The organism is Streptomyces flavalbus, from assembly GCF_042674625.1.
GTDB classification, from domain to species: domain Bacteria; phylum Actinomycetota; class Actinomycetes; order Streptomycetales; family Streptomycetaceae; genus Streptomyces; species Streptomyces flavalbus.
In genome coordinates, this window is the sequence record NZ_JBHTEB010000001.1 from 6,983,146 (window position 1) to 7,005,299 (window position 22,154).

The following is a 22,154-nucleotide window of genomic DNA, read 5'->3' on the forward strand; positions in this document are numbered from 1 at the left end:
TTCTTGAACCATTCGTGTTTGAGGCGGTAGGTTCTGCGGCATGACCGCACCTCGGACTCCGGGCGCCCCTGGCGCCCCCGGCACCCCGAGCCCCGCCGACGCCCTGCGCGGCGCGGGCCTGCGGGTGACGTCCGCGCGGGTCGCCCTGCTGGAGACCGTCCGCGGCGGTGACCACCTCGGCGTGGACGCCATAGCGGCCGGGGTGCGCGAGCGCGTCGGTCAGGTCTCCGTGCAGGCGGTGTACGAGGCCCTGCACGCGCTCACCGCCGCCGGTCTGGTGCGCCGCATCGAACCACCCGGCAGCCCCGCCCGCTACGAGGGACGGGTCGGGGACAACCACCACCACCTGGTGTGCCGGTCCTGCGGCACCGTCGTCGACGTCGACTGCGCGGTCGGCGAGGCGCCCTGCCTCACCGCCGCTGACGCCCATGGCTTCACGGTCGACGAGGCCGAGGTCATCTACTGGGGTCTGTGCCCCGACTGTTCCACCACCCGCAGTTCCTGAGCACCTCGTTCAGTCCAAGTTCCGGAAGGATTCACCCCATGGCCGAGAACCCTGATGCCATCGTCACCGACCCCAAGGCGGAGGGCGCAGGCGGCTGCCCGGTCGCGCACGGACGCGCCGCGCACCCGACTCAGGGCGGCGGAAACCGTCAGTGGTGGCCGGAGCGGCTCAACCTGAAGATCCTCGCCAAGAACCCCGCCGTGGCCAACCCGCTCGGTGAGGAGTTCGACTACGCCGAGGCGTTCAAGTCCCTCGACCTGCCCGCCGTCAAGCGGGACATCGCCGAGGTGCTCACCACCTCCCAGGACTGGTGGCCCGCCGACTTCGGCCACTACGGTCCGCTGATCATCCGCATGGCCTGGCACAGCGCGGGCACCTACCGCATCAGCGACGGCCGCGGCGGCGCCGGTGCCGGTCAGCAGCGGTTCGCCCCGCTCAACAGCTGGCCGGACAACGCCAACCTCGACAAGGCCCGCCGTCTGCTGTGGCCGGTGAAGAAGAAGTACGGCCAGAACATCTCCTGGGCCGACCTGATGATCCTCGCGGGCAACGTCGCCCTGGAGACCATGGGCTTCGAGACCTTCGGCTTCGCCGGTGGCCGCGCCGACGTCTGGGAGCCGGAGGAGGACGTCTACTGGGGCCCCGAGACCACCTGGCTCGACGACCAGCGCTACTCCGGCGACCGCGAGCTGGAGAACCCGCTCGGCGCCGTCCAGATGGGCCTGATCTACGTCAACCCCGAGGGCCCCAACGGCAACCCGGACCCGCTGGCCGCCGCCCGCGACATCCGTGAGACGTTCCGCCGCATGGCGATGAACGACGAGGAGACCGTCGCCCTCATCGCCGGTGGCCACACCTTCGGCAAGACCCACGGCGCGGGCCCCGCCGACCACGTCGGCGACGACCCCGAGGCCGCCTCCATGGAGGAGCAGGGCCTGGGCTGGAAGAACACCTTCGGCACCGGCAAGGGCGCCGACACCATCACCTCCGGCCTCGAGGTCACCTGGACCACCACGCCCACCCAGTGGAGCAACGGGTTCTTCAAGAACCTCTTCGAGTACGAGTACGAGCTGACCGAGTCCCCGGCGGGCGCCAAGCAGTGGGTCGCCAAGGACGCCCCGGAGATCGTCCCCGACGCCCACGACCCGTCGAAGAAGCACCGCCCGACGATGCTCACCACCGACCTGGCGCTGCGCTTCGACCCGGTCTACGAGCCCATCTCGCGCCGCTTCTACGAGAACCCCGACCAGTTCGCGGACGCCTTCGCCCGCGCCTGGTTCAAGCTGACCCACCGCGACATGGGCCCGAAGTCGCAGTACCTCGGCCCGGAGGTGCCCGAGGAGACCCTGCTGTGGCAGGACCCGCTGCCCGCCGCCGAGGGTGAGGTCATCGGCGCCGAGGACATCGCCGCCCTCAAGGCCAGGCTCCTCGACTCCGGCCTGACCGTCGCCCAGCTCGTCACCACCGCCTGGGCGTCCGCGTCCACCTTCCGCGGCAGCGACAAGCGCGGCGGCGCCAACGGCGCCCGCATCCGCCTGGAGCCGCAGCGCGGCTGGGAGGTCAACAACCCCGACGAGCTGGCCTCCGTGCTGCGCGTCCTGGAGGGCGTCCAGCAGGAGTTCAACTCCGGCGCCAAGAAGGTCTCCCTGGCCGACCTGATCGTCCTCGGCGGCTGCGCCGGTGTCGAGAAGGCCGCCAAGGACGCCGGGTACGACATCGAGGTGCCGTTCACCCCGGGCCGCGTCGACGCGACCGAGGAGCACACCGACGCCGAGTCCTTCGCCGCCCTGGAGCCCACCGCCGACGGCTTCCGCAACTACTACGGCAAGGGCAACCGCCTCCCGGCCGAGTACCTGCTGCTCGACCGCGCCAACCTGCTCACCCTGAGCGCGCCCGAGCTGACCGTCCTGGTCGGCGGCCTGCGCGTGCTGGGCGCCACCTACGACGGCTCCAAGGCCGGCGTCCTCACCGAGACGCCGGGCAGGCTGACGAACGACTTCTTCGTCAACCTGCTCGACCTGGGCGTCCAGTGGAAGGGCACCTCCGAGGACCAGACCACGTTCGAGGGCCGCGACGCGGCCACCGGCGAGGTCAAGTGGACCGGCACCCGTGCCGACCTGGTCTTCGGCTCCAACTCCGAGCTGCGCGCGCTCGCCGAGGTCTACGCGAGCGACGACGCCAAGGAGAAGTTCGTGACCGACTTCGTCGCCGCCTGGGACAAGGTCATGAACCTGGACCGGTTCGACCTGGTCTGAGCGCCACCTGTGATGGCGTGGCCGGACGCGTCACCCTCCCCCAAGGGTGACGCGCCCGGCCGCTCCCCCGGTGCCGGACCATGGTCCAGGCGCCCGTGCGGCGCGGCCGTCGTGCGCTGTCACCAGCACATGACGGCCGTCTCGCCCGAACCCCAGCCGGAGTACAGGCGCACACGGACGAAGTAGCGGCGGCCCTTGACGAGCCGGGCCCTGACGGTGGCGTTGCGGTCGGTGCCGCCGTCGTCCTGACCGGCGAGGTAGCGGGGTTCGCCGTCCCGCTCCTCGAAGAGCACCACGACGGTGTCGCCGTCCCCGAAGACGCCCACCGTGTACTCACGCGTCTCCGGCGGTTCCAGCAGGAAGTCCGCCTGCTCCCCGGAGGCCAGCCGCAGCGGCGCCGAACGGAACGGCACCAGCGCGGGCGGTCGCGGCGGCGCGAGCGGCGGATACCAGCGGAGCACGAACTCCTTGTCGAGCGGCGAGAGCGTCCCCGGCGGGTTCAGCCCCGCCCGGAACTGCTCCGGCTCCAGGATCAGCCCCGGCGAGAACGGGTACTCCATGATCGACAGCGGGTCCCAGCAGGACCCGTTGACCTCGTCCGCGTCCAGCTTGCGCAGCACGTTGACGAGCGTGCGCTCCCGGCTCCAGAAGTTCGGCGGACCCGCCAGCTCGGCGTAGACCGCCTCGTCGTCCCAGTGGATCCCCGCGAACGGGCTCTGATGCTCGTGCACCATGCCCAGCGCGTGCCCGATCTCGTGCAGCGCCGTGGCACGCTCCCCGGGGGCCGTCAGGTCCCACCCGAAGTTCATGGTGCGCTCACCGGCGCCCGTCCGCAGGGCGTCCTTGCCGACGGCGGACCAGGAGCCGTCGCCCCACTGGAACCCGATCCGCAGCTCCGCCTCCGAGCGGTCGGCGACCTCCGTGAACGACAGGCCGATCCCCAGGCCCCGCCACTCCGCGAAGCACTCCCGCACCACGTCCCGCTGCTCCTTGGCGCCCACCCACGACACCCGCCGGGTCTCCCCGGAACCTGGCACCGTGATCACCGAGGCGTCGTCCTCCCGGTCGAAGAAGCAGTAGTGCAGGACCGTCCCGTTGACCCACATCCGGTGTCCGCGCAGCAGCGCACTGAGCCGCTCGGCGGTCAGCCCCGGGGCGAACACCGGAGCCGACGCCTGCGCGAGGGAGCAGTAGCGTCCGGACATGCGCCAAGACTGGCGGGGCGCTCGCCCCGTACGCCTGAGTCGAAGGCTACTCAAGTCGCCCTGTATCAGAACTGAGTAACCCGGCTCCTGCTGTCGTGATGACTTTCGCACGGGACATGACGTCCGCCCGGGACACGGCGTCCGAGGGCGGCGCGAACACCCTGGAACTGCCCTGGCCGTTCACCGGCCGCGAGGACGAACTCGACGCCGTACGCCGCTCCCTGGCCGCCGGACGCCCCGGCACGGTGATCACCGGGCCCGCGGGCTGCGGCAAGACACGGCTGGTCACCGAGGCCGTCCGCGGCACCGACTGGGCGCGCGCCGCCGGAACCCCCGAGACCCGCGCGGTGCCGTACGCCGCGTTCGCGCACCTGCTGCCGGAGCGCGCCACCCTGCACCGCGCCGTGCAGTTGCTCTCCGGGCGCAGGCTCCTCGTCGTCGACGACGCCCACCTCCTCGACGACGCCTCCGCCGCCCTCGTCCACCAGCTCGCCGTCCAGGGCCGCACCCGGCTGCTCGTCGTCGCCACCGACGGCGCCCGCACGCCCAGCGCCGTGTCCCGGCTGTGGACCGGCGAACTGCTGCCCCGCCTCACCCTGGAGCCGCTCCCGCGTGAGGACACCGTGCACCTCGCCGCCGCGGGCGCGGACGGCCCCCTGGAGCCGCTCACCGCCAACCGGCTGCACCGCCTCGCCCAGGGCGACCTGCGCCTCCTGCGCGACCTGGTGGGCGCGCTGCGCGAACGCGGCCTGTTCACCCGGCACCCCGACACCAGCGAGCGGACCTGGCGCGGCCCCGTCCCGGTCACCGCCGCCCTGCGTGAACGCACCGCGCCCGTCCTGGACCGCACCGACCCCGAGGAGCGGGAGGTCCTCGACCGCCTCGCCTTCGCCGAACCCCTGCCGGTCGACCTCGACAGCCTCGACCTGCGCGTCCTGGAACGCCTGGAGGCCGAGCGGCTGATCCGCGTCGACGACCTGCCCGACGGCGTGCCCGACTCCGCCGTACGCCTGGCCCACCCCCTGCACGGCCCCGTGCTGCGCGCCTGCGCGGGCACCCTGCGCGCCCGCCGCCTCACCGGCGCCCCCGGCCGCTGCGGGCCCGCCCTCGCCGCCGAGGCGGCCACCCTGCTCCGGCACGTCGAACTGGCCGACGTACGGCCGCTGGCCACCCCGGTGGGGGAGTGGCTCGCGGACGAGGGCGTCGCGATACCCGCCGGGTACGCCGCCGTGCGCGCCCGCTTCTCGCGCCTGCGCGGCGAGCTGCGGGAGGCCGCCGCGTGGGCGCGGCAGGGGCTGCGGTACGCCCCCGACGACCGCGACTGCCGCGGCGAACTCGCGCTGGCCGCCGCGCAGACGGGCGACCTGGCGACCGCCGAGCGGATGATCGCCAACCGACGCTCCGCGGCCTGGGTCGCCGCCGCGCGCGGGGACGTCCAGGCGGCGGTGGCCGGGCTCGACGACGAGGTCGCCTACGACCGCTACGACGCCGTACGCCTCGGCGCGCCCGAGCGGGCCGGGGAACTGCCCGTCGGGGTCCTCGCCGACCACGCCCACGCCCTCGCCCGGCGGGACGGGGCCGCGCTGGACCGGGCGGCGCGGGCGCTGGAGGAGCGGGGGTTCCTGCTGTTCGCGGCGGAGGCGTACGCGCAGGCGGCGGGCGTACACGGGGAGCCGCGGGCGGCTCGTACCTCACGCACGCGGGCGGTCGCGCTGGCGCGGCGGTGTCCGGGGGCGCGGACGCCCGCGCTGGCCGGGCTGGTGCTGGGGGAGTTGACGGCGCGTCAGCGGCAGATCGTGACGCTCGCCGCGGCGGGGCTCAGCAATCGGCAGATCGCCGAGCGGCTCACCTTGTCCGTGCGGACGGTGGGGAACCACCTGTACAGCGCGTACGCGCGGCTCGGGGCGAGTGACCGGGGGGCGTTGAGTGGGGCGGTGGGGTTGAGCGCGTGAGCGTCGGTCTGTCCGTTCACGCCGCGCCGAAGGCCGTGAACGCCCAGCCCGTCGCCTGGTGGGTCGCGTCGTTCGGGAGGGCCCTGCGGGCGTCCCTCAGCGCCTCGGCCAGGGAGAGGCCCGCGCTGAGGCCCTTGTGCAGGGCGAGCATCAGGGGGACCACCGCCGCGTCGTTCACCGGGGCGCTGCTCGCCACCACACCCGCCGTGCCGAGCGGGAGCAGGGCCGTGACCAGGCCGAGGAGTTCGTCGGCGCCGACCGAGGCGAGGCGGGCGGTGTCGCAACTGGAGAGGATGATGCGGTACGGGCTGCGGTCGAGGCGCTCGAAGTCGTGCACGATCAGCGGGCCGTCCGCCATCCGCAGGGCGGAGAACAGCGGCGCGTCCGCGCGGAACGTGCCGTGCGCGGCGATGTGCGCGAGCGCCGCGCCGTCGAGTTCCTCCAGGACCCGCGGCACCCGCGCCTCGTCGTGCTCCAGGACCGTCGGCCTGCCGTAGCGGTCGGCGAGGTCCGGGACCTCCGCGCCGCCCGAGGCCAGGCCGGGGCCGCGGACCAGGACGTGACGGCCGCCCGGCGGCGGCTCGGTCTCCCGGGCGCGCAGCCAACTGCTCGCCGACGGCGACACGCTCAGCACCCGCTCCCGCAGCGACGGCAGCAGCGCCCACGGCACCCGGTGCAGCCGCGCAGGCGGCACCACGACGACGGGGCCGCCGCCCAGCCGTTCCGCGGCCCGGCCCAGGAGCAGTTCCTCCAGGCGGCGGCCCATCTGTTCCACCACCGGCAGCCGGTGCTCCGCCCCGGGGTGGGCCAGCCGCCGCAGCGCGGCCTGGACGTGCTCGGCCTCCGACTCCGCCGCCGCCAGCCGCCCCGCCTCGAACCGCCGTACCCGGCCCTGCCCGCACAGCAGCACGTGCACCTGCCCGTCCAGGACCGCCAACTCCACGAGCTGGGTGTCGCCGAGCCGGGCCAGCAGCCGGTCCACGTCGAACCGGTCGCCGCCGCCGGGCGCCTCGCCGCGCATGTGCAGGGTGCGGGAGCGGATCTCCCGCTCAAGACGCCGCTGTTCCCGCTCCAGCGCCGGAACGGGCCGCGCGTCCATGCGGGCCTCCTCCGCCCGCGCCGCGATGGTCCGGAACGCGGTCAGCGAGGTGAGCAGCGCCGGGTCGGCCGGGGGCCGGGTCGGCGGCGCGGACAGGACGGTCGCCCGCCACCGTTCGCTCCACACCAGCAGCCGCCGCGGCCCGCCCCGCGCCCGGCTCGCCTCCTGCGCCAGCGCCGCGAGCTCGGCGCCCTGCTCGGTGGCACGGGCCCGCAGCTCCGAGGCGCCCAGCGTCATCCGGTGGTCGTCCAGGACGTCCAGGCCGCGGCGGCACGCCTCAAGGACCCCGCGCCGGGACCCCGCGGCGCGCGCCCGCAGCGCCTGCGCCGCCCAGCCCGTCAGCCGCGCGAGCGGCGGCCCGCTGCGCCTGCTGCGCGCGGCCACCGCCAGATGCCGTTCGGCGTCCGCCGTCCAGCCCAGGCCCAGCGCGATCCGGCCCGCGAGCAGCGACGCCTCCGGCGCGGCCGGGGCGCCGAACGCGGCCAGCTCCTCGGCGACCTGCGCCGCGTCCGCGACCAGCCGCCCCGAACGGCGCCCGGCGGCCACCCGCGCCTCGATCAGCACCAGCCGCGCGTGCGTCTCCCACCAGGTCCGGCGCTGCGCCGCGAACAGCCGCACGGCGAGCGCGGCGCGCGCTATCGCCGTGTGCGGATCGCCCGCGAGCCGGGCCGCGCGGGCGGCGGCCAGCAACAGCTCCGCCTTGCGGGTGGACTGCCCGCCGATCCCGTCCAGGACGGCGATCGCCGCGTCCGCCTCCGCCAGCGCCTCCGGCGCCAGATTCGCCGCCATCAGCACCTCGCAGCGCCGGATGTTCAGCATGAACGTCGGCGTGCCCAGCTTGGCGTACCGCCTCTCGGCCTCGTCGAGCAGCCGCAGCGCCGCCGGGATGTCACCGGAGCGGAACGCGGCCAGGCCCCGGCTCTCCACCGCGTCGGCCTTGTCGTGCTCCTGGCCGGTGGTGTCCCACAGCGCCTCCGCGGCGGTGAAGTCGGCGTCCGCCCGGTCCACCGCGCCCAGCGCCAAGTGCACGGTCGCCCGCAGCGTCAGCGCCCGCGCCGTCCAGATGGTGTCGTCCTCCTGACGCAGCACGGGAATCGCCCGCCGTACGTCCTCCAGTGCCTGCGGATGCTGGCCGAGCACCCACCAGGCGTACGCCCTGCGGTACAGCACGCGCGCGCGGGTGTGCCCGCTGCCGCGCCGCACGCCCCGCTCGAACGCGGCCAGTCCCTGCCGGGTGCGGCCCGCGTGCACCAGGGCCACCCCGAGGGTGGCGAGGACGTCCGCCTCCCGTTCGGCGAGGTCCGCGCGGGCGGCCAGGTCGCGGGCGCGGCGCAGATGGCTCAGGGCGAGTCTGAGGTCCCCGAAGTCGCGCTGCCAGATGCCGATCACCTGGTGGGCGACGGAGGCGTGCAGGGGCGGCGGATCCGCGCCGAGCAGGCGTTCCGCCTCCGCCAGAGCGGCGTTCGGGGCGGCGAACACCCTCGGCAGCAGTCCGAGTACCGAGTCGCTTCCCGCTGTCACCCTCCGGATGGTAGTGGCCGTGGAACCGAGTCACACCGGTTCGGGTCTGTATCAAGCAGTCCGCACCGGGCTCTGTCTGAAGACCGCCGCGTCAGTGAGGGGACACCCATGGCACCACAGCGATTCCGCGAGCAGTTCGGCCACATCCAGCGCTCGATGCCCGACGTCCCCCTGGCGATGGGACCCGACGACTCCGCGGAGTTCCTCTACGAGAAGGGTGTCGTCCTCGTCCGCGACGGGGAGGACGCGGCACTGGTCGAGGACGCGGTGCGCACGTACTTCACCGAGACCCCCGACCTCGACCCGGAGCCGGTGCGCCGGGTCAGCCCGCGCGCCAACCGCACCGGCGTCACCCGCATCCAGGTCGGAGACCCGGGCCAGGGCGGCGCCGAGGGTGACCCGATGGTGGGCCACGCGCTGCGCGCGGTGCGGGAGCGGGCGGGCCGGGCGCGGCGCCGCCTGGTCAGCCGCAACCACGTCATCCACATCGCCCCGGTCAACGCCTGCCCCGGCGACGAACCCGTGCCCGCCCCGCGCGCGGACGGCACCAACCCGGCGCCCGCGCCGGGCGTGGCCCACGACCCGGACACCGCGGTCGGCGTCCTCGTCATCGACACCGGCCTGCTGCACGACTACCAGTCCTGGCCGCAGCTCGCCCACGTCGACGGGGACATGGCGGTCCAGGAGACCGACGCGGACGGGATGCTCAAGCAGTACGTCGGCCACGGCACGTTCATCGCCGGGGTCGTCTCCGCCGTCGCGCCCAACACCAACGTCACCGTCCTCGGCACCCTGAGCGACGTCGGCGCCATGCTGGAATCGGACTTCGGCGCCGCGCTCTTCGACAGCGTCGACCGGCACGGCTGGCCCGACATCATCAGCCTCTCCGCGGGCACCACCAACGGCGGCCTCGACGGGCTCCTCGGCATGGACGCCTTCATGGCCGAACTGCGCCAGCAGCGCACCCTGCTGGTCGCCGCCGCCGGGAACAACGGCAGCAGCACCCCGTTCTGGCCAGCCGCCTACGCCAGCCAGTCCGCCTTCGCCGACAGCGTGCTCTCGGTCGGCGCGCTGCGCGGCGACGGCGCGTACGGCGCCTGCTTCACCAACCACGGCCCCTGGGTGCGGGTGTTCGCCCCCGGCGAGCGCCTCACCAGCTCCCTCACCGGCTTCACCACCCCGGTTCCGTACGTCTACCAGCACTCCACCTACGACACCTGCCGCTACGGCTTCGGCTACGCCTGCACCTGCCAGGAACCCAGCCACAGCGGGGTGCTGAGCGACGACGGCGCGGCGGCCAAGCCGGACCAGGTGATGTTCGAGGGCCTCGCCCACTGGAGCGGCACCTCCTTCGCGACGCCGGTGGTGGCCGGGATGGTCGCCGACCTGATGGTCAGCGGCGGCCAGCGCGACCCGCGCGCCGCCGCGCAGCAACTGCTCTCCCAGGTCAGCGAGTTCGCGGAGGTGCGGGGGGCGGACGTACCGGCGCTCAAGCCGTCCACCTGGAGCCCGGTGCCCGTCCAGGCTCCCGCGGCGTCCGTATGAGGCCGAGATGAGGTCAGAGACATGCCCCACCACGGCGTACGATGACTTGCCGTACTCGAGGGGTGGGGCCGTGGACCGTGCAGATGTCGGCGCGCTCGTCCAGTCCGCCGTCGACGGAGACGCGGCGGCCTGGAAAGCGCTGGTGGAAGGGCTGAGCCCGCTGGTGTGGTCGGTGGTGCGCGCACACCGGCTCTCGGACGCCGACGCGCACGAGGTGTACCAGACCGTGTGGTTCCGCTTCGCCCAGCACCTCGGGCGGATCCGGGAACCCGACAAGACCGGCTCCTGGCTGGCGAGCACCGCACGCCACGAGAGCCTGAAGGTGATCCGGAGTTCGCGGCGGCTGACCCCCACGGACGATCCGCAGGTGCTCGACCGGGTCAGCGAGGACCGTACGCCGGAGCAGTCGCTCCTCGACTCCGAGGAGGCCGCCGCCCAGTCCGAACGGATTCGGCGGATGTGGCAGGAGTTCGAGGAACTCGGGGAGCGCTGCCGCCAGTTGCTGCGGGTGCTGATGTCCTCACCGCCGCCCAGCTACCAGGAGGTGTCCAGCGCGCTGGGCATCGCCGTAGGCAGCATCGGCCCGCTGCGGCAGCGCTGTCTGCGACGGCTGCGGGCCCGACTCGACGCACGGGGAGTGCTGTGAACCGCGACGACGACCACGGATTCGACGACGAGGAGTTCGGCGCCGGTCTGCTGGAGGAGGAGCTGCGCCGCGCCGCCGCCATCCTCGACCCGGTACCGCCCGAGCTGCGGCGCACCGCAGTCGAGGCGTTCACCCTGCACGACCTGGACGCCCGGCTCGCCGAGCTGACCTTCGACTCGTTGATCGACGCCATCCCGGTGCGCGGGGTGACCGATCCGCCGCGGATGCTGACCTTCCGCACCGGGGAGCTGACGGTGGACGTGGAGGTGACGTCCGAGGGCCTGATGGGGCAGGTGCTGCCGCCGCAGCCGGTGCGGATCGAGGTGCTCGGCGGTGCCCGGGTGGCGGCGCCGCCCGCGCTCACCGCCGACGACATGGGCCGCTTCACGAGTGACACCCCGCCCGCCGGTCCGTTCGCGCTGCGGCTGCGCACCGGCGGGGACGTGGTCGTCACGGAGTGGCTGCGGGCCTGATCACCAGGCGCAGGGCAGGGTCCGCGGGCCGCGGATCATCGTCCGGCGCCGCCATTCGACCTCCTCGGCGGGGACCGCGAGCCGCAGTCCGGGCATCCGGTCCAGCAGCGTGTCGAGGAGGAGTTCGGTGAGCGTACGGGCGAGGACCGCGCCGGTGCAGTAGTGCGGGCCGTTGCCGAACGCCAGGTGCGGGTTGGGGTCGCGGTCGGGGTCGATCCGGTCGGGGTCCGGGAACACCTCCGGGTCGCGGTTGGCGGCCAGGTAGGAGACGTACACCGGGTCGCCCGCGCGGATGAGCGTCCCGTGCAGGTCGACGTCCTCGGAGGCGATCCGGGCCAGGCCCACCGAGCTGCGGTGCGGGATGTAGCGCAGCAGTTCGTCGAGGACGGGGCCGCGGTCGGCGGGCCGCTCCCGCATCCGGGACATCAGCTCGGGGCGGGTCAGCAGCAGGTACAGCATCTGGCCGCAGTTGTGGGTGACGGCCTCGCCGCCGATCTGGAGCGGACCGGCGAGGCCGACCGCCTCCTCCTCGCTCATCTCACCGCGCCCGACGGCGGCGCCGAGCAGCGCGTACACGTCGTCGCCGGTGCTGGCGCGCCGTGCCCTGACGGTCTCGGTGATCCACGCGTACAGGCCGTCCTTGGCCTGTCCGGCGGCCTCGGCGCCACCGGAGGTGGAGATGATGGTCCTCGTCCAGGAGTGCACCCGCTCCCGCTCCTCCTCGGGCACCCCCATCACCTCGCTGACGACGGCGATCGGGAACGGTTCGAGGACGCGTTCGACCAGGTCGGCGGGCGGCCCGTCGCGCAGCACGCCGTCCACGAGGCCGTCCAGCACCGTCTGGGCGCGGGGCCGCAGCCGTCTCATGGCGGCCACCGTGAAGGCGCCCGCGACGGGCTTGCGCAGCCGGTTGTGGTCGGGCTGGTCGGCGAAGGCGAGCGATCCCGGCCGGGGCTTGAAGTGCGGCGCCATCCGGGTGACCTGCCGCCGCGGCACCTCGGCCCGGCCGAACCGGGGATCGTTGGTGATCAGCCGGACGTCGTCGTACCGGGTCGCCAGCCAGGCCCAGCCCTCGCCGTGCGGCAGCCGGATCCGGGTCAGCGGGCCCTCCCGCATCAGCTCGGCGAGGACCGGGTCGAACCGGGTCCCCTCCAGGTCCAGCGCGGGCCAGTCCCGCACCGGGGGCGGGGCCTGGCCGGTCAGTGTGGGGGTCTCCTCGGTCATTCCCTCACCCTCACCGCCCACCGGGCCCCTGTCGCGCGGGAGTGGTCCGGCCGGGCTCAGACCGCGCCGACGGCGACGGCGTCGACGAGGCGCGCCAGCGCCGCCGCCAGCGCGGTCAGCCCGTCCCCGGCCGGGCCGCCGGGCTCGGTCATGTAGGTGTCCCGGCGGATCTCCACCATCAGCGCGGACACCCGCGGGTCGGTCCGGTAGTACTCCAGCGGTACGTACGTCCCCGCGAACGGGCTGTCCAGCCCGGTCTCCCCGCACGCCGCGAACGCCTCGCGGGCCGCGTCGAGCAGCTCCGGCGGGGTGTGGAAGGCGTCCGTGCCGAGGCAGACCGGCGGGCGCGGGCCGGTGCCGTGCAGCTCGTAGGGGAGCGGGGCGGTGGGGTAGGAGTGCACGTCGACGACCACGGCCCGCCCGGTCGCCGCGAGCCGGTCCGCGACGGCGTCGGACATCGCGCGGGCGTAGGGGCGGAAGTACCGCTCGACCAGCGGCGCCGGGTCGAAGCCGTCGGGCCGCAGCACCTCCTGGTGCGTGGTCCGCGTGTAGACGGCGCCCATCCCCACCGCGAGCATCTCCTCCCGCTCGTCCGGGAACCGCTCCGGGTCGACGACCAGCCGCGACAGCCGGTTGACGAACCGCCACGGCGTGACCCGCGCCGCCTCGGCCGCCCCGGCCGCGATCTCGGCGGTGTGCGCGTCGGTGATGTGGTCCAGTTCCCGCTCCAGCTCCGCGTCGTCGAGCACGACGCCCGCGCGCACGGCGGGCGGTATCTCCCGCGCGGAGTGCGGCACGTGCAGGATCAACGGCGAGTCGGCGGCGCCGGGCAGCAGGGCGAAGGACGGGGGCACGGGCGGCTCCAGGGGGTGTCAGTGGGGCGCGGCAGGCCGTACGACGATGAGCCGCCCGGCGCGCGAACGGGCTCCGCCCCGTCCGGAGGGGTACGCCGGACGGGGCGGAGAACTAACGGGTGGGGCCGGGCGTCAGCTCAGGGACGCGAGGGCCTCGTTCCAGGTGGCCGACGGGCGCATCACCGCGGCGGCCTTGGCGGGGTCGGGCTGGTAGTAGCCGCCGATGTCGGCGGGCTTGCCCTGCACGGCGAGCAGCTCCTCGACGATCTTCTGCTCGTTGGCGGCGAGCGTCTCGGCGAGCGGCGCGAACGCCTTCGCCAGGTCGGCGTCGTCGGTCTGCGCGGCCAGCTCCTGCGCCCAGTACAGGGACAGGTAGAAGTGGCTGCCGCGGTTGTCGATGCCGCCGACGCGCCGGGTCGGGGACTTGTCCTCGTTGAGGAAGGTCGCCGTGGCGCGGTCGAGAGTGGCGGCGAGGACCTTGGCCTTGGCGTTGCCGGTGGTCTCGGCGTACTGCTCGAAGGACGGCACCAGGGCGAAGAACTCACCGAGGGAGTCCCAGCGCAGGTAGTCCTCCTTGACGAGCTGCTGGACGTGCTTGGGGGCGGAGCCGCCCGCGCCCGTCTCGAACAGGCCGCCGCCCGCCATCAGCGGGACCACCGACAGCATCTTGGCGCTGGTGCCCAGCTCCAGGATGGGGAAGAGGTCGGTGAGGTAGTCGCGGAGCACGTTGCCGGTGACGGAGATGGTGTTCTCGCCGCGGCGGATGCGCTCCACGGACAGCTTGGTCGCCTCCACCGGGTTGAGGATCCTGATGTCCAGGCCCTCGGTGTCGTGCTCCGGCAGGTACCGCTCGACCTTGGCGATCAGGTTGGCGTCGTGGGCGCGGCTCTCGTCCAGCCAGAACACCGCCGGGTCGCCGGTGGCGCGGGCGCGGGTGACGGCGAGCTTGACCCAGTCCCGGATCGGGGCGTCCTTGGTCTGGCAGGCGCGGAAGATGTCACCGGCCTCCACGGGCTGCTCGATCAGGACGGCGCCCGAGGCGTCGACCAGGCGGACGGTGCCCGCGGCCGGGATCTCGAAGGTCTTGTCGTGGGAGCCGTACTCCTCGGCCTTCTGCGCCATCAGGCCGACGTTCGGCACGGAGCCCATCGTCGACGGGTCGAAGGCGCCGTGGGCGCGGCAGTCCTCGATGACGGCCTGGTAGACACCGGCGTAGCTGGAGTCCGGGATGACCGCGAGGGTGTCGTGCTCCTCGCCGTCCGGGCCCCACATGTGGCCGGAGGTGCGGATCATCGCGGGCATCGAGGCGTCCACGATGACGTCCGAGGGGACGTGCAGGTTGGTGATGCCCTTGTCGGAGTCGACCATCGCCAGCTTCGGGCCCTCGGCCAGCTCGGCGTCGAAGGACGCCTTGATCTCGGCGCCCTCCGGCAGCCCGTCCAGGCCCTTGAGGATGCCGCCCAGACCGTCGTTCGGGCTGAGCCCGGCCGCGGCGAGGACGGCGCCGTACCGCTCGAAGGTCTTCGGGAAGAAGGCGCGTACCACGTGGCCGAAGATGATCGGGTCGGAGACCTTCATCATCGTGGCCTTCAGGTGCACGGAGAACAGGACGTCCTGGGCCTTGGCCTGGGCGACCTGCGTGGTGAGGAACTCGCGCAGCTTCGCGGCCCGCATCACGGAGGCGTCGACGACCTCACCGGCGAGCACCGGCACGGACTCGCGCAGGACGGTGGTGGTGCCGTCGGCGCCGACCAGCTCGATGCGGAGCGTGCCGTCCGCCTCGATGACGACGGACTTCTCGGTGGAGCGGAAGTCGTTCTCGCCCATGGTCACCACGTTGGTCTTGGACTCGGGGGTCCAGGCGCCCATGCGGTGCGGGTGGGTCCTGGCGTAGTTCTTCACCGAGGCGGGGGCGCGGCGGTCGGAGTTGCCCTCGCGCAGCACCGGGTTGACGGCGGAGCCCTTGACCTTGTCGTAGCGGGCGCGGATGTCGCGCTCCTCGTCGGTCTTCGGCTCGTCGGGGTAGTCCGGCAGCGCGTAGCCCTGCGCCTGAAGCTCGGCGACGGCGGCCTTGAGCTGCGGGATGGACGCCGAGATGTTCGGCAGCTTGATGATGTTGGCGGCGGGCGTCTTGGCCAGCTCGCCCAGCTCGGTGAGGGCGTCGGGGACGCGCTGGTCCTCGGTGAGGTACTCCGGGAACACCGCGATGATGCGGCCCGCCAGCGAGATGTCCCGGGTCGTCACGGCGACACCCGCCTGCGAGGCGTACGCCTGGACCACCGGCAGGAGGGAATACGTCGCCAGGGCCGGGGCCTCGTCAGTGTGTGTGTAGATGATGGTCGAGTCAGTCACCGGGTGCTCCGCTCCACGTCTGCAACATTGCTCGACATCAAGATATCTCGTGCCGGGGAATCCCGGGGCACGGGGCTGGCACGCGGTGCCGTGATCTTCGCGGGCGTGCCCCGGGGACCCCTCGGCGCTGGGCCGCCGCGCCGCGTTACTGCCGCGGCGCCCGGCTCTCCCGCTGGTGCGGGATGAGGGTCTCCTGCGCCTGGAGGACCTGGGGCAGGCCCGCGCCGTCCTGGTGCAGGGCGACCGTCCGGGTCGGGGCGGGGATGCGGATGCCCTCCTGGCGGAAGCGCTTGTGCAGTCGCTTGATGAACTCGTGCTTGATCCGGTACTGGTCGCTGAACTCGCCGACGCCGAGGATCACCGTGAAGCCGATGCGGGAGTCGCCGAAGGTGTGGAAGCGGATGGCGGGCTCGTGGTCCGGGACGGCGCCGGTGATCTCGGTCATCACCTCGGTGACCACCTCGGCGGTCACCTGCTCCACCTGGTCCAGGTCGCTGTCGTAGCCGACGCCGACCTGCACCAGGATGGTGAGCTGCTGCTCGGGGCGCATGTAGTTGGTCATGTTGGTCTTGGCGAGCTGGCCGTTGGGGATCACGACGAGGTTGTTGGACAGCGCCCGCACGGTCGTCTGCCGCCAGTTGATGTCCTCGACGTAGCCCTCCTCACCGCTGCTCAGCCGGATGTAGTCACCGGGCTGGACGGTCTTGGAGGCCAGGATGTGGATGCCCGCGAACAGGTTGGCCAGCGTGTCCTGGAGGGCCAGCGCGACCGCCAGACCGCCGACGCCGAGGGCGGTCAGCAGCGGCGCTATGGAGATGCCGAGGGTCTGGAGCACCACCAGGAAGCCGATGGCGAGGACCAGGATGCGGGTGATGTTGACGAAGATCGTCGCCGATCCGGCCACCCCGGACCTGGACTGCGTCACCGTCTGCACCAGACCGGCGACGATCCGCGCCGCCGTCACCGTCGCCACGAAGATCAGCAGCACGGTCAGCACCTGGTTGGTGTGGTGCTGGACCGTCCTGGTCAGCGGCAGCACCGCCGCCGCGGACGCCGCGCCGCCCGCGACCGCCGCCCACGGCAGCAGCGTGCGCAGGGCGCCCACGAGGACGTCGTCGCCCTCCCAGCGGGTGCGCTTGGCGTGCTTGGCCAGCCAGCGCGTCAGCACCCGCAGCAGGAACGCCGCCAGCAGTCCCGCCGCCAGGGCGATCCCGGCGACGACCAGGTCGTGCATGGTGACCGCTCGGTTCACCGGGTACCTCCGGGCGTACAGCGTGCGGCGAAGTCGTTCGCCGACGGCCGGATGTGAAGTCTCGTCACGTCGTCACCTGCTCGATACTGCGCGATTGCGGGGCTGTGCGCCATAGGGCGGTCCGAGACCGCGGCGCGACCGCTCATCCTGCCGTATGCGGCACGGGCGTTCGCACCAGGTCGGGGCCCCGGGCACCCGCGGACTTCCCACAGGACGACGGCGCCTGGCCCGCCGCCCGGTGCCCGGCGCCGGCCCGTGCGACCCTGGCCGTGCAGGGTGAACGATCACGTCCCGAGTCCAAGGAGCCCGACATGGCCAAGCAACCCGACGGCGGCGCGCGGGAGTTGCCCGTCGCGGTGGTGACCGGCGGCAACCGCGGCATCGGCTACGAGGTCGTACGGCAGCTCGCCCAGCGCGGCCACCGGGTCGTCCTCGGCTCCCGTGACCTCGCCAAGGGCGAGGCCGCCGCCGCCCGGCTCGACCCGCGCGGCAGCCGTGTCACCGCCGTCCAGCTCGACGTCGCCGACGACGCGAGCGTGGCCGCGATGGCCGACCGGGTCACCCGCGAGCTGGGCCGCGCCGACGTGCTGGTGAACAACGCCGCGATCCTGTACGACACCTGGGCGCAGGCCAGGACCGCCGACCTGGACGAGGTGAGACGGGCCCTGGAGACCAACCTGTTCGGCGCCTGGCGGACCACCCAGGCCCTGCTGCCGCTGCTGCGCCGCAGCCCGCACCCACGCGTCGTCAACGTCAGCAGCGAGGCCGGGGCCCTGAACTGGATGAGCGGCGGCACCCCCGCCTACAGCGTCTCCAAGGCCGCCCTGAACGCGCTCACCCGGCTGCTCTCCGGGGAACTGGGCGGCCGTCACCGCGTCCTGGTCAACTCGGTCTGCCCCGGCTGGACGGCCACCGACATGGGCGGCGGCGGACGCCCGGTGCCCGAGGGCGCGGCGGGAGTGGTCTGGGCGGCCACCCTGCCCGACGACGGCCCGACCGGCGGCTTCTTCCGGGACGGCAAACCGGTGGCCTGGTGAGACGGCGCACGGGTGGGGCGCGGGGGCTCGGGTGGGGCGCCGGGCCTCAGATCACCTTCAGGCGTACCAGCGCCCCCAGCGTCAGCGCCCCCGGCAGCAGCGGCAGCCACACGGTGATGACGCGGTAGGCGAGCACCACCGCCGTCGCCACGGTCACCGGCGCGCCCGCCGCGACCAGGGCGACGACCAGCGCGGCCTCCACCGAGCCGAGGCCGCCCGGCGTCGGGACCAGCGCGACGGCGACCGTGGCGGCCAGGTACGCCACGATCATGTGCGCGACCGGCAGGTCCAGACCCAGCGACAGCCCGACGGCGACCAGCCCGGCCGCCTGGAGCGTGGGGAACGCCAGCGAACCGCCCCACAGCAGCAGCGCCCGGGACGGCCGGGTGTGCACCGAGCGGGCCTCCCGCAGCGCGGTCCGCAGGAACGACGTCACCGCGCCGCGCACCCGCCGCACCGCCAGCAGCGCCCCGGCCCCCACGGCGACCGCCGCCACCGCCCCGGCGAGCACCGGCCCGAACGTCCCCTCCGGCAGCAGGGCGCCGACGCGCAGCGCCCCCGGGAAGGCCAGCAGCAGGCCGAGCAGCAGCCCGACCCGCGCGACCGACTCGGCCAGCAGGTACAGCGCGAGCGCCGCCGACGAACGGGCCAGCGGAATCCCGCACACCGTCATGAACCGCAGGTTGACCGCCCCGGCGCCCAGCCCCGTGGGCAGGAGGTGGTTGGCCGCGCCCGCCGCGAACTGCGTCGCCAGCAGCCGTGCCGCGGGCAGCCGCTCGACCAGCGCGCCCTGCCGGGTGACGGCGGCGGCCACCCAGGTCAGACAGGTCGCGCAGCCCGCCGCCAGCAGCCACGGCCAGCGGGCCGTCGCCAACTGCGCGAACCCGTCCGCGAGGACGGCCCGGTGGCGCACGGCGACCACCGCGACCAGGGCGAGCGGCAGCAGGCCGAGTGTCCGGCGGAGCGGGAGCCGTCCGAGGAGTTCCCGCGCGGGCACCGGCGGGCGGGGGAGTCGTGGCGCTGTCACATCCGGGAAGGGTGTCCGCGCCGCCTGACCCGCACGTTGCGGGCACGGGGCCGGGGGCTTACGGGTGGGGAGCGGTACGGCCTTGCCGGGGGAGTGGCAGGGTGTTGCCAGGGCGTTGCCTGGGGCGCGGTACGGCCTTGACCGAGGAGCGAACGGGTACGGCCTTGACCCCAACCTTGGTCGAGGTCCTACGTTGCCCGGTATGAGTATGGAGACCACCGCCTGGACCCAGTTGCACAGCGTCATGAACGCCGAGCGGGACCGCCGCCCCCTCGCCCGTGCCACCCTGCGCCGGGTCGCCGGGTTCGCCCGGCCGCACCGCCGCCGGATCGCCGCCTTCGTCCTGCTCGGCGTGGCGACCGCGCTGCTCGCCGTGGCCACGCCGGTGCTCGCCGGGCGGGTCGTCAACGTGATCGTGTCGGACGGCGACACCGCCACCGTCGTACGCCTCGCGCTGCTGATCGCGGGGATCGCCGTCGCCGAGGCGGCGCTCGGCATCCTCGGGCGGCGGCTGTCGGCGCGGCTCGGGGAGGGGCTCATCCTGGACCTGCGGACGGCCGTGTTCGACCACGTGCAGCGGATGCCGGTGGCGTTCTTCACCCGCACCCGCACGGGCGCGCTGGTCAGCCGCCTCAACAACGACGTCATCGGCGCCCAGCGGGCGTTCAGCAACACCCTGTCCGGCGTGGTCAGCAACATCGTCACGCTGCTGCTCACGCTCGCCGTGATGCTCACCCTGTCCTGGCAGATCACCCTGCTGGCGCTGGTGCTGCTGCCGGTGTTCGTGGTCCCGGCGCGCTGGATGGGCCGCCGGATGGCCCGGATGCAGCGCGAGGCCGCCACGCTCAACGCCGCGATGGGCACCCGGATGACCGAGCGGTTCTCCGCACCCGGCGCCACCCTCGTCAAGCTCTTCGGGCGGCCCGAGGAGGAGTCCGCGGAGTTCGCCGCCCGCGCCCGCCGGGTCGCGGAGATCGGGGTGCGCACGGCGACCGCGCAGTCCGCGTTCATCACCGCCCTCACCCTGGTCTCCGCCCTCGCGCTGGCCCTCGTCTACGGCCTCGGCGGCTTCTTCGCGCTGCGCGGCACCCTGGAGGCGGGCGCCGTGGTCTCCCTCGCGCTGCTGCTGACCCGGCTGTACGCGCCGCTGACGGCGCTCGCCGGGGCGCGCGTGGAGGTGATGAGCGCCCTCGTCAGCTTCGAGCGCGTCTTCGAGGTGCTCGACCTAGAACCCCTCATCAAGGACCGCCCCGACGCCCGCCAGCTCCCCGAGGGCCCGGTGGCGGTCGAGTTCGAGGACGTCCGCTTCGGCTACCCGTCCGCCGACAAGGTCTCCCTCGCCTCCCTCGAAGAGGTCGCCGCCCTCGACACCCGGGGCGGCACCGAGGTCCTGCACGGCGTCTCGTTCCGCGCCGAACCCGGCCAGACCGTCGCCCTCGTCGGCTCCTCCGGCGCGGGCAAGTCGACCATCGCGCAGCTCCTGCCCCGGCTGTACGACGTGGACGCGGGCGCCGTCCGCGTCGGCGGCGTCGACGTGCGCGAGCTGAGCGCCGCCTCGCTGCGCGGCGCCGTCGGCATGGTCACCCAGGACGGCCACCTCTTCCACGACACCGTCCGCGCCAACCTGCTGCTCGCCCGGCCCGACGCCACCGAGGACGAGCTGTGGGACGCGCTGCGCCGGGCCCGCCTCGACGACCTCGTCCGCCAACTGCCGGACGGCCTGGACACGGTGGTCGGTGAGCGCGGCTACCGCTTCTCCGGCGGGGAGCGCCAGCGCCTGACCATCGCCCGGCTGCTGCTCGCCCGGCAGCGCGTCGTCATCCTCGACGAGGCCACCGCGCACCTCGACAACACCTCGGAGGCCGCCGTCCAGGAAGCGCTTGCCGAGGCGCTGCGGGACCGTACCGCGCTGGTCATCGCGCACCGGCTGTCCACCGTCCGCGCCGCCGACCTGATCCTCGTCCTGGAATCCGGCCACATCGTCGAACGCGGCACCCACGACCAGCTCCTGGCCGACGACGGCCGGTACGCCGAGCTGTACCGCACCCAGTTCGCCCAGCGCACCGACGAACCGGCGCCCGCCGAGGTGGCGTAGCGGGGGCGAACGGCGGACGACGGATGGCTGAAATCATGCGGTGCGGGCGGGACTTCAACCGGCAACCGGGCTATGCCACCGGCAAACGTGGCTTAGGTTGTGCACTGATCACTGACGCTTTGCCGTGGGAGGCGCTTGCCGTGTCGGACTCCAATCCCCAACTGGTCGATGCCGCGGACATACGCGCCCGCATCGACACCTCCAAGCCGCACTCGGCCCGGTTCTGGAACTACTTCGTCGGCGGCAAGGACAACTACGAGGTAGACCGCGAGATCGGTGACCAGATCAAGGAGATCTTCCCCGGTCTGGTGGACGTGGCGGTCGCCAGCCGCGCCTTCCTCGGCCGCGCCGTCACCTACCTCGCGGGCGAGGTCGGCATCCGGCAGTTCCTGGACATCGGCACCGGGCTGCCCACCGCCGACAACACCCACCAGGTCGCCCAGCGCGTCGCCCCCGAGTCGCGGATCGTCTACGTCGACAACGACCCGATCGTGCTGGCCCACGCCAACGCCCTGCTGACCAGCACCCCCGAGGGCAAGACGGCCTACCTGGACGCCGACCTCTACGACCCGGACTCCGTCCTGGAGGCCGCCGCGGGCACGCTGGACCTGTCCCAGCCGGTCGGCCTGATGATCCTCAACACCCTCGGCCACGTCGCCGAGTACGAGCAGGCGCGCGGCCTGGTGGACCGGCTGATGGCGGGCCTGCCGTCCGGCAGCCACCTGGTGATCAGCGACAGCACCGCCACCAGCGAGGGCATGATCGCCGCGTCCAACGCCTACAACTCCAGCGGCGCGGTCCCGTACTACGTCCGCCCCGTCGAGGAGATCGCCGGGTTCTTCGAGGGCCTCGACCTCGTCGAGCCCGGCGTCGCCCAGGTCACCGCCTGGCGCGCCCAGGAGGACGATCCGGCCAACCCGGCGAACGCGGTGGACGCCTACTGCGGAGTGGGTCGTAAGCCCTAACGGCCGTGAGACGGTCTAGCGGTTCATCGGTGTAACCGCTGTTAGAGCCTCTCACCGACCGAAGTGCGAAGGTGGCCCGGCACGGCGCAACAGCCGTACCGGGCCGCCTTCACGTGTCCGGTGCCGAGCGCGACAGGGAGGCCCCGC

At 73.6% G+C, this 22,154-nt stretch carries 16 protein-coding genes; 9 read left to right on the plus strand and 7 right to left on the minus strand.

The window, feature by feature from the left end:
* Positions 1 to 40 precede the first annotated feature (40 nt).
* Together ACFQZ6_RS31200 and katG are read left to right on the plus strand one after the other, a co-directional pair.
* Positions 41 to 505: a Fur family transcriptional regulator gene (locus tag ACFQZ6_RS31200; RefSeq protein WP_381615850.1), complete on the plus strand. Its 465-nt coding sequence runs from the start codon at positions 41 to 43 to the stop codon at positions 503 to 505.
* A gap of 38 nt (positions 506 to 543) precedes the next feature.
* Positions 544 to 2,760: a catalase/peroxidase HPI gene (gene katG, locus ACFQZ6_RS31205; protein ID WP_381615852.1), complete on the plus strand. Its 2,217-nt coding sequence runs from the start codon at positions 544 to 546 to the stop codon at positions 2,758 to 2,760.
* 119 nt (positions 2,761 to 2,879) lie between these two features.
* Here katG and absR1 read toward each other — a convergent pair whose 3' ends face one another.
* A complete protein-coding gene (gene absR1 / locus ACFQZ6_RS31210; protein WP_381615855.1) occupies positions 2,880 to 3,965 on the minus strand; it encodes a beta-glucuronidase AbsR1 in 1,086 nt (361 codons plus the stop codon).
* A gap of 116 nt (positions 3,966 to 4,081) precedes the next feature.
* Here absR1 and ACFQZ6_RS31215 point away from each other — a divergent pair, with 116 nt between their 5' ends.
* Positions 4,082 to 5,917, plus strand: a complete 1,836-nt coding sequence (locus ACFQZ6_RS31215) for a LuxR family transcriptional regulator AbsR2 (protein ID WP_381615858.1) — start codon at positions 4,082 to 4,084, stop codon at positions 5,915 to 5,917.
* Positions 5,918 to 5,933: 16 nt separating this feature from the next.
* Here ACFQZ6_RS31215 and ACFQZ6_RS31220 read toward each other — a convergent pair whose 3' ends face one another.
* Positions 5,934 to 8,537 carry a CHAT domain-containing protein gene (locus ACFQZ6_RS31220; protein WP_381615861.1) on the minus strand — a complete coding sequence of 868 codons (2,604 nt, stop codon included), beginning with the start codon at positions 8,535 to 8,537 and terminating at the stop codon, positions 5,934 to 5,936.
* A 108-nt stretch (positions 8,538 to 8,645) separates the two neighbouring features.
* Here ACFQZ6_RS31220 and ACFQZ6_RS31225 point away from each other — a divergent pair, with 108 nt between their 5' ends.
* From ACFQZ6_RS31225 to ACFQZ6_RS31235, 3 genes are read left to right on the plus strand one after another with little or no spacing between them, the layout of a single operon-like run.
* Entirely contained in the window at positions 8,646 to 10,082 is a 1,437-nt protein-coding gene (locus ACFQZ6_RS31225) for a S8/S53 family peptidase (protein WP_381615864.1), read from the plus strand.
* A 7-nt stretch (positions 10,083 to 10,089) separates the two neighbouring features.
* Positions 10,090 to 10,728, plus strand: a complete 639-nt coding sequence (locus ACFQZ6_RS31230; RefSeq protein ID WP_381615867.1) for an RNA polymerase sigma factor — start codon at positions 10,090 to 10,092, stop codon at positions 10,726 to 10,728.
* The gene (locus tag ACFQZ6_RS31235) at positions 10,725 to 11,201 is read left to right on the plus strand and encodes a hypothetical protein (RefSeq protein WP_381615870.1); all 477 of its coding nucleotides are present in this window, start codon (positions 10,725 to 10,727) and stop codon (positions 11,199 to 11,201) included. The genes ACFQZ6_RS31230 and ACFQZ6_RS31235 overlap by 4 nt, the downstream gene beginning before the upstream one ends.
* On the opposite strand, the gene ACFQZ6_RS31240 is transcribed toward ACFQZ6_RS31235, so the two are convergent.
* From ACFQZ6_RS31240 to ACFQZ6_RS31255, 4 genes are all read right to left on the minus strand, one after another.
* Positions 11,202 to 12,425, minus strand: coding sequence for a cytochrome P450 (locus ACFQZ6_RS31240; RefSeq protein ID WP_381615873.1), 1,224 nt, complete (start codon positions 12,423 to 12,425; stop codon positions 11,202 to 11,204). It abuts the gene before it with no gap.
* Positions 12,426 to 12,481: 56 nt separating this feature from the next.
* Positions 12,482 to 13,279, minus strand: a complete 798-nt coding sequence (locus ACFQZ6_RS31245; RefSeq protein WP_381615876.1) for an N-formylglutamate amidohydrolase — start codon at positions 13,277 to 13,279, stop codon at positions 12,482 to 12,484.
* A 132-nt stretch (positions 13,280 to 13,411) separates the two neighbouring features.
* Positions 13,412 to 15,631, minus strand: a complete 2,220-nt coding sequence (locus ACFQZ6_RS31250; RefSeq protein WP_381615878.1) for an NADP-dependent isocitrate dehydrogenase — start codon at positions 15,629 to 15,631, stop codon at positions 13,412 to 13,414.
* Between the two features lie 145 nt (positions 15,632 to 15,776).
* On the minus strand, positions 15,777 to 16,883 hold the full coding sequence (locus ACFQZ6_RS31255) for a mechanosensitive ion channel family protein (RefSeq protein WP_381615881.1): 1,107 nt from the start codon (positions 16,881 to 16,883) through the stop codon (positions 15,777 to 15,779).
* Between the two features lie 311 nt (positions 16,884 to 17,194).
* Here ACFQZ6_RS31255 and ACFQZ6_RS31260 point away from each other — a divergent pair, with 311 nt between their 5' ends.
* Positions 17,195 to 17,920: an SDR family oxidoreductase gene (locus tag ACFQZ6_RS31260; RefSeq protein ID WP_381615884.1), complete on the plus strand. Its 726-nt coding sequence runs from the start codon at positions 17,195 to 17,197 to the stop codon at positions 17,918 to 17,920.
* Between the two features lie 46 nt (positions 17,921 to 17,966).
* On the opposite strand, the gene ACFQZ6_RS31265 is transcribed toward ACFQZ6_RS31260, so the two are convergent.
* Entirely contained in the window at positions 17,967 to 18,947 is a 981-nt protein-coding gene (locus tag ACFQZ6_RS31265; RefSeq protein WP_381615887.1) for a lysylphosphatidylglycerol synthase transmembrane domain-containing protein, read from the minus strand.
* Positions 18,948 to 19,155: 208 nt separating this feature from the next.
* Here ACFQZ6_RS31265 and ACFQZ6_RS31270 point away from each other — a divergent pair, with 208 nt between their 5' ends.
* Positions 19,156 to 21,042 carry an ABC transporter ATP-binding protein gene (locus ACFQZ6_RS31270; protein ID WP_381618795.1) on the plus strand — a complete coding sequence of 629 codons (1,887 nt, stop codon included), beginning with the start codon at positions 19,156 to 19,158 and terminating at the stop codon, positions 21,040 to 21,042.
* A 140-nt stretch (positions 21,043 to 21,182) separates the two neighbouring features.
* The gene (locus tag ACFQZ6_RS31275) at positions 21,183 to 22,007 is read left to right on the plus strand and encodes an SAM-dependent methyltransferase (protein WP_381615889.1); all 825 of its coding nucleotides are present in this window, start codon (positions 21,183 to 21,185) and stop codon (positions 22,005 to 22,007) included.
* The last annotated feature ends 147 nt before the right edge of the window (positions 22,008 to 22,154 follow it).

What these genes read in the sequence shown, in the direction of transcription:
- ACFQZ6_RS31240 (WP_381615873.1), bottom strand. Translation starts at nt 12,425, where the DNA reads ATGACCGAGGAGACCCCCACACTGACCGGCCAGGCCCCGCCCCCGGTG.
- katG (WP_381615852.1), top strand. Translation starts at nt 544, where the DNA reads ATGGCCGAGAACCCTGATGCCATCGTCACCGACCCCAAGGCGGAGGGC.
- ACFQZ6_RS31215 (WP_381615858.1), top strand. Translation starts at nt 4,082, where the DNA reads ATGACGTCCGCCCGGGACACGGCGTCCGAGGGCGGCGCGAACACCCTG.
- absR1 (WP_381615855.1), bottom strand. Translation starts at nt 3,965, where the DNA reads ATGTCCGGACGCTACTGCTCCCTCGCGCAGGCGTCGGCTCCGGTGTTC.
- ACFQZ6_RS31200 (WP_381615850.1), top strand. Translation starts at nt 41, where the DNA reads ATGACCGCACCTCGGACTCCGGGCGCCCCTGGCGCCCCCGGCACCCCG.
- ACFQZ6_RS31225 (WP_381615864.1), top strand. Translation starts at nt 8,646, where the DNA reads ATGGCACCACAGCGATTCCGCGAGCAGTTCGGCCACATCCAGCGCTCG.
- ACFQZ6_RS31230 (WP_381615867.1), top strand. Translation starts at nt 10,090, where the DNA reads ATGAGGTCAGAGACATGCCCCACCACGGCGTACGATGACTTGCCGTAC.
- ACFQZ6_RS31270 (WP_381618795.1), top strand. Translation starts at nt 19,156, where the DNA reads ATGGAGACCACCGCCTGGACCCAGTTGCACAGCGTCATGAACGCCGAG.
- ACFQZ6_RS31260 (WP_381615884.1), top strand. Translation starts at nt 17,195, where the DNA reads ATGGCCAAGCAACCCGACGGCGGCGCGCGGGAGTTGCCCGTCGCGGTG.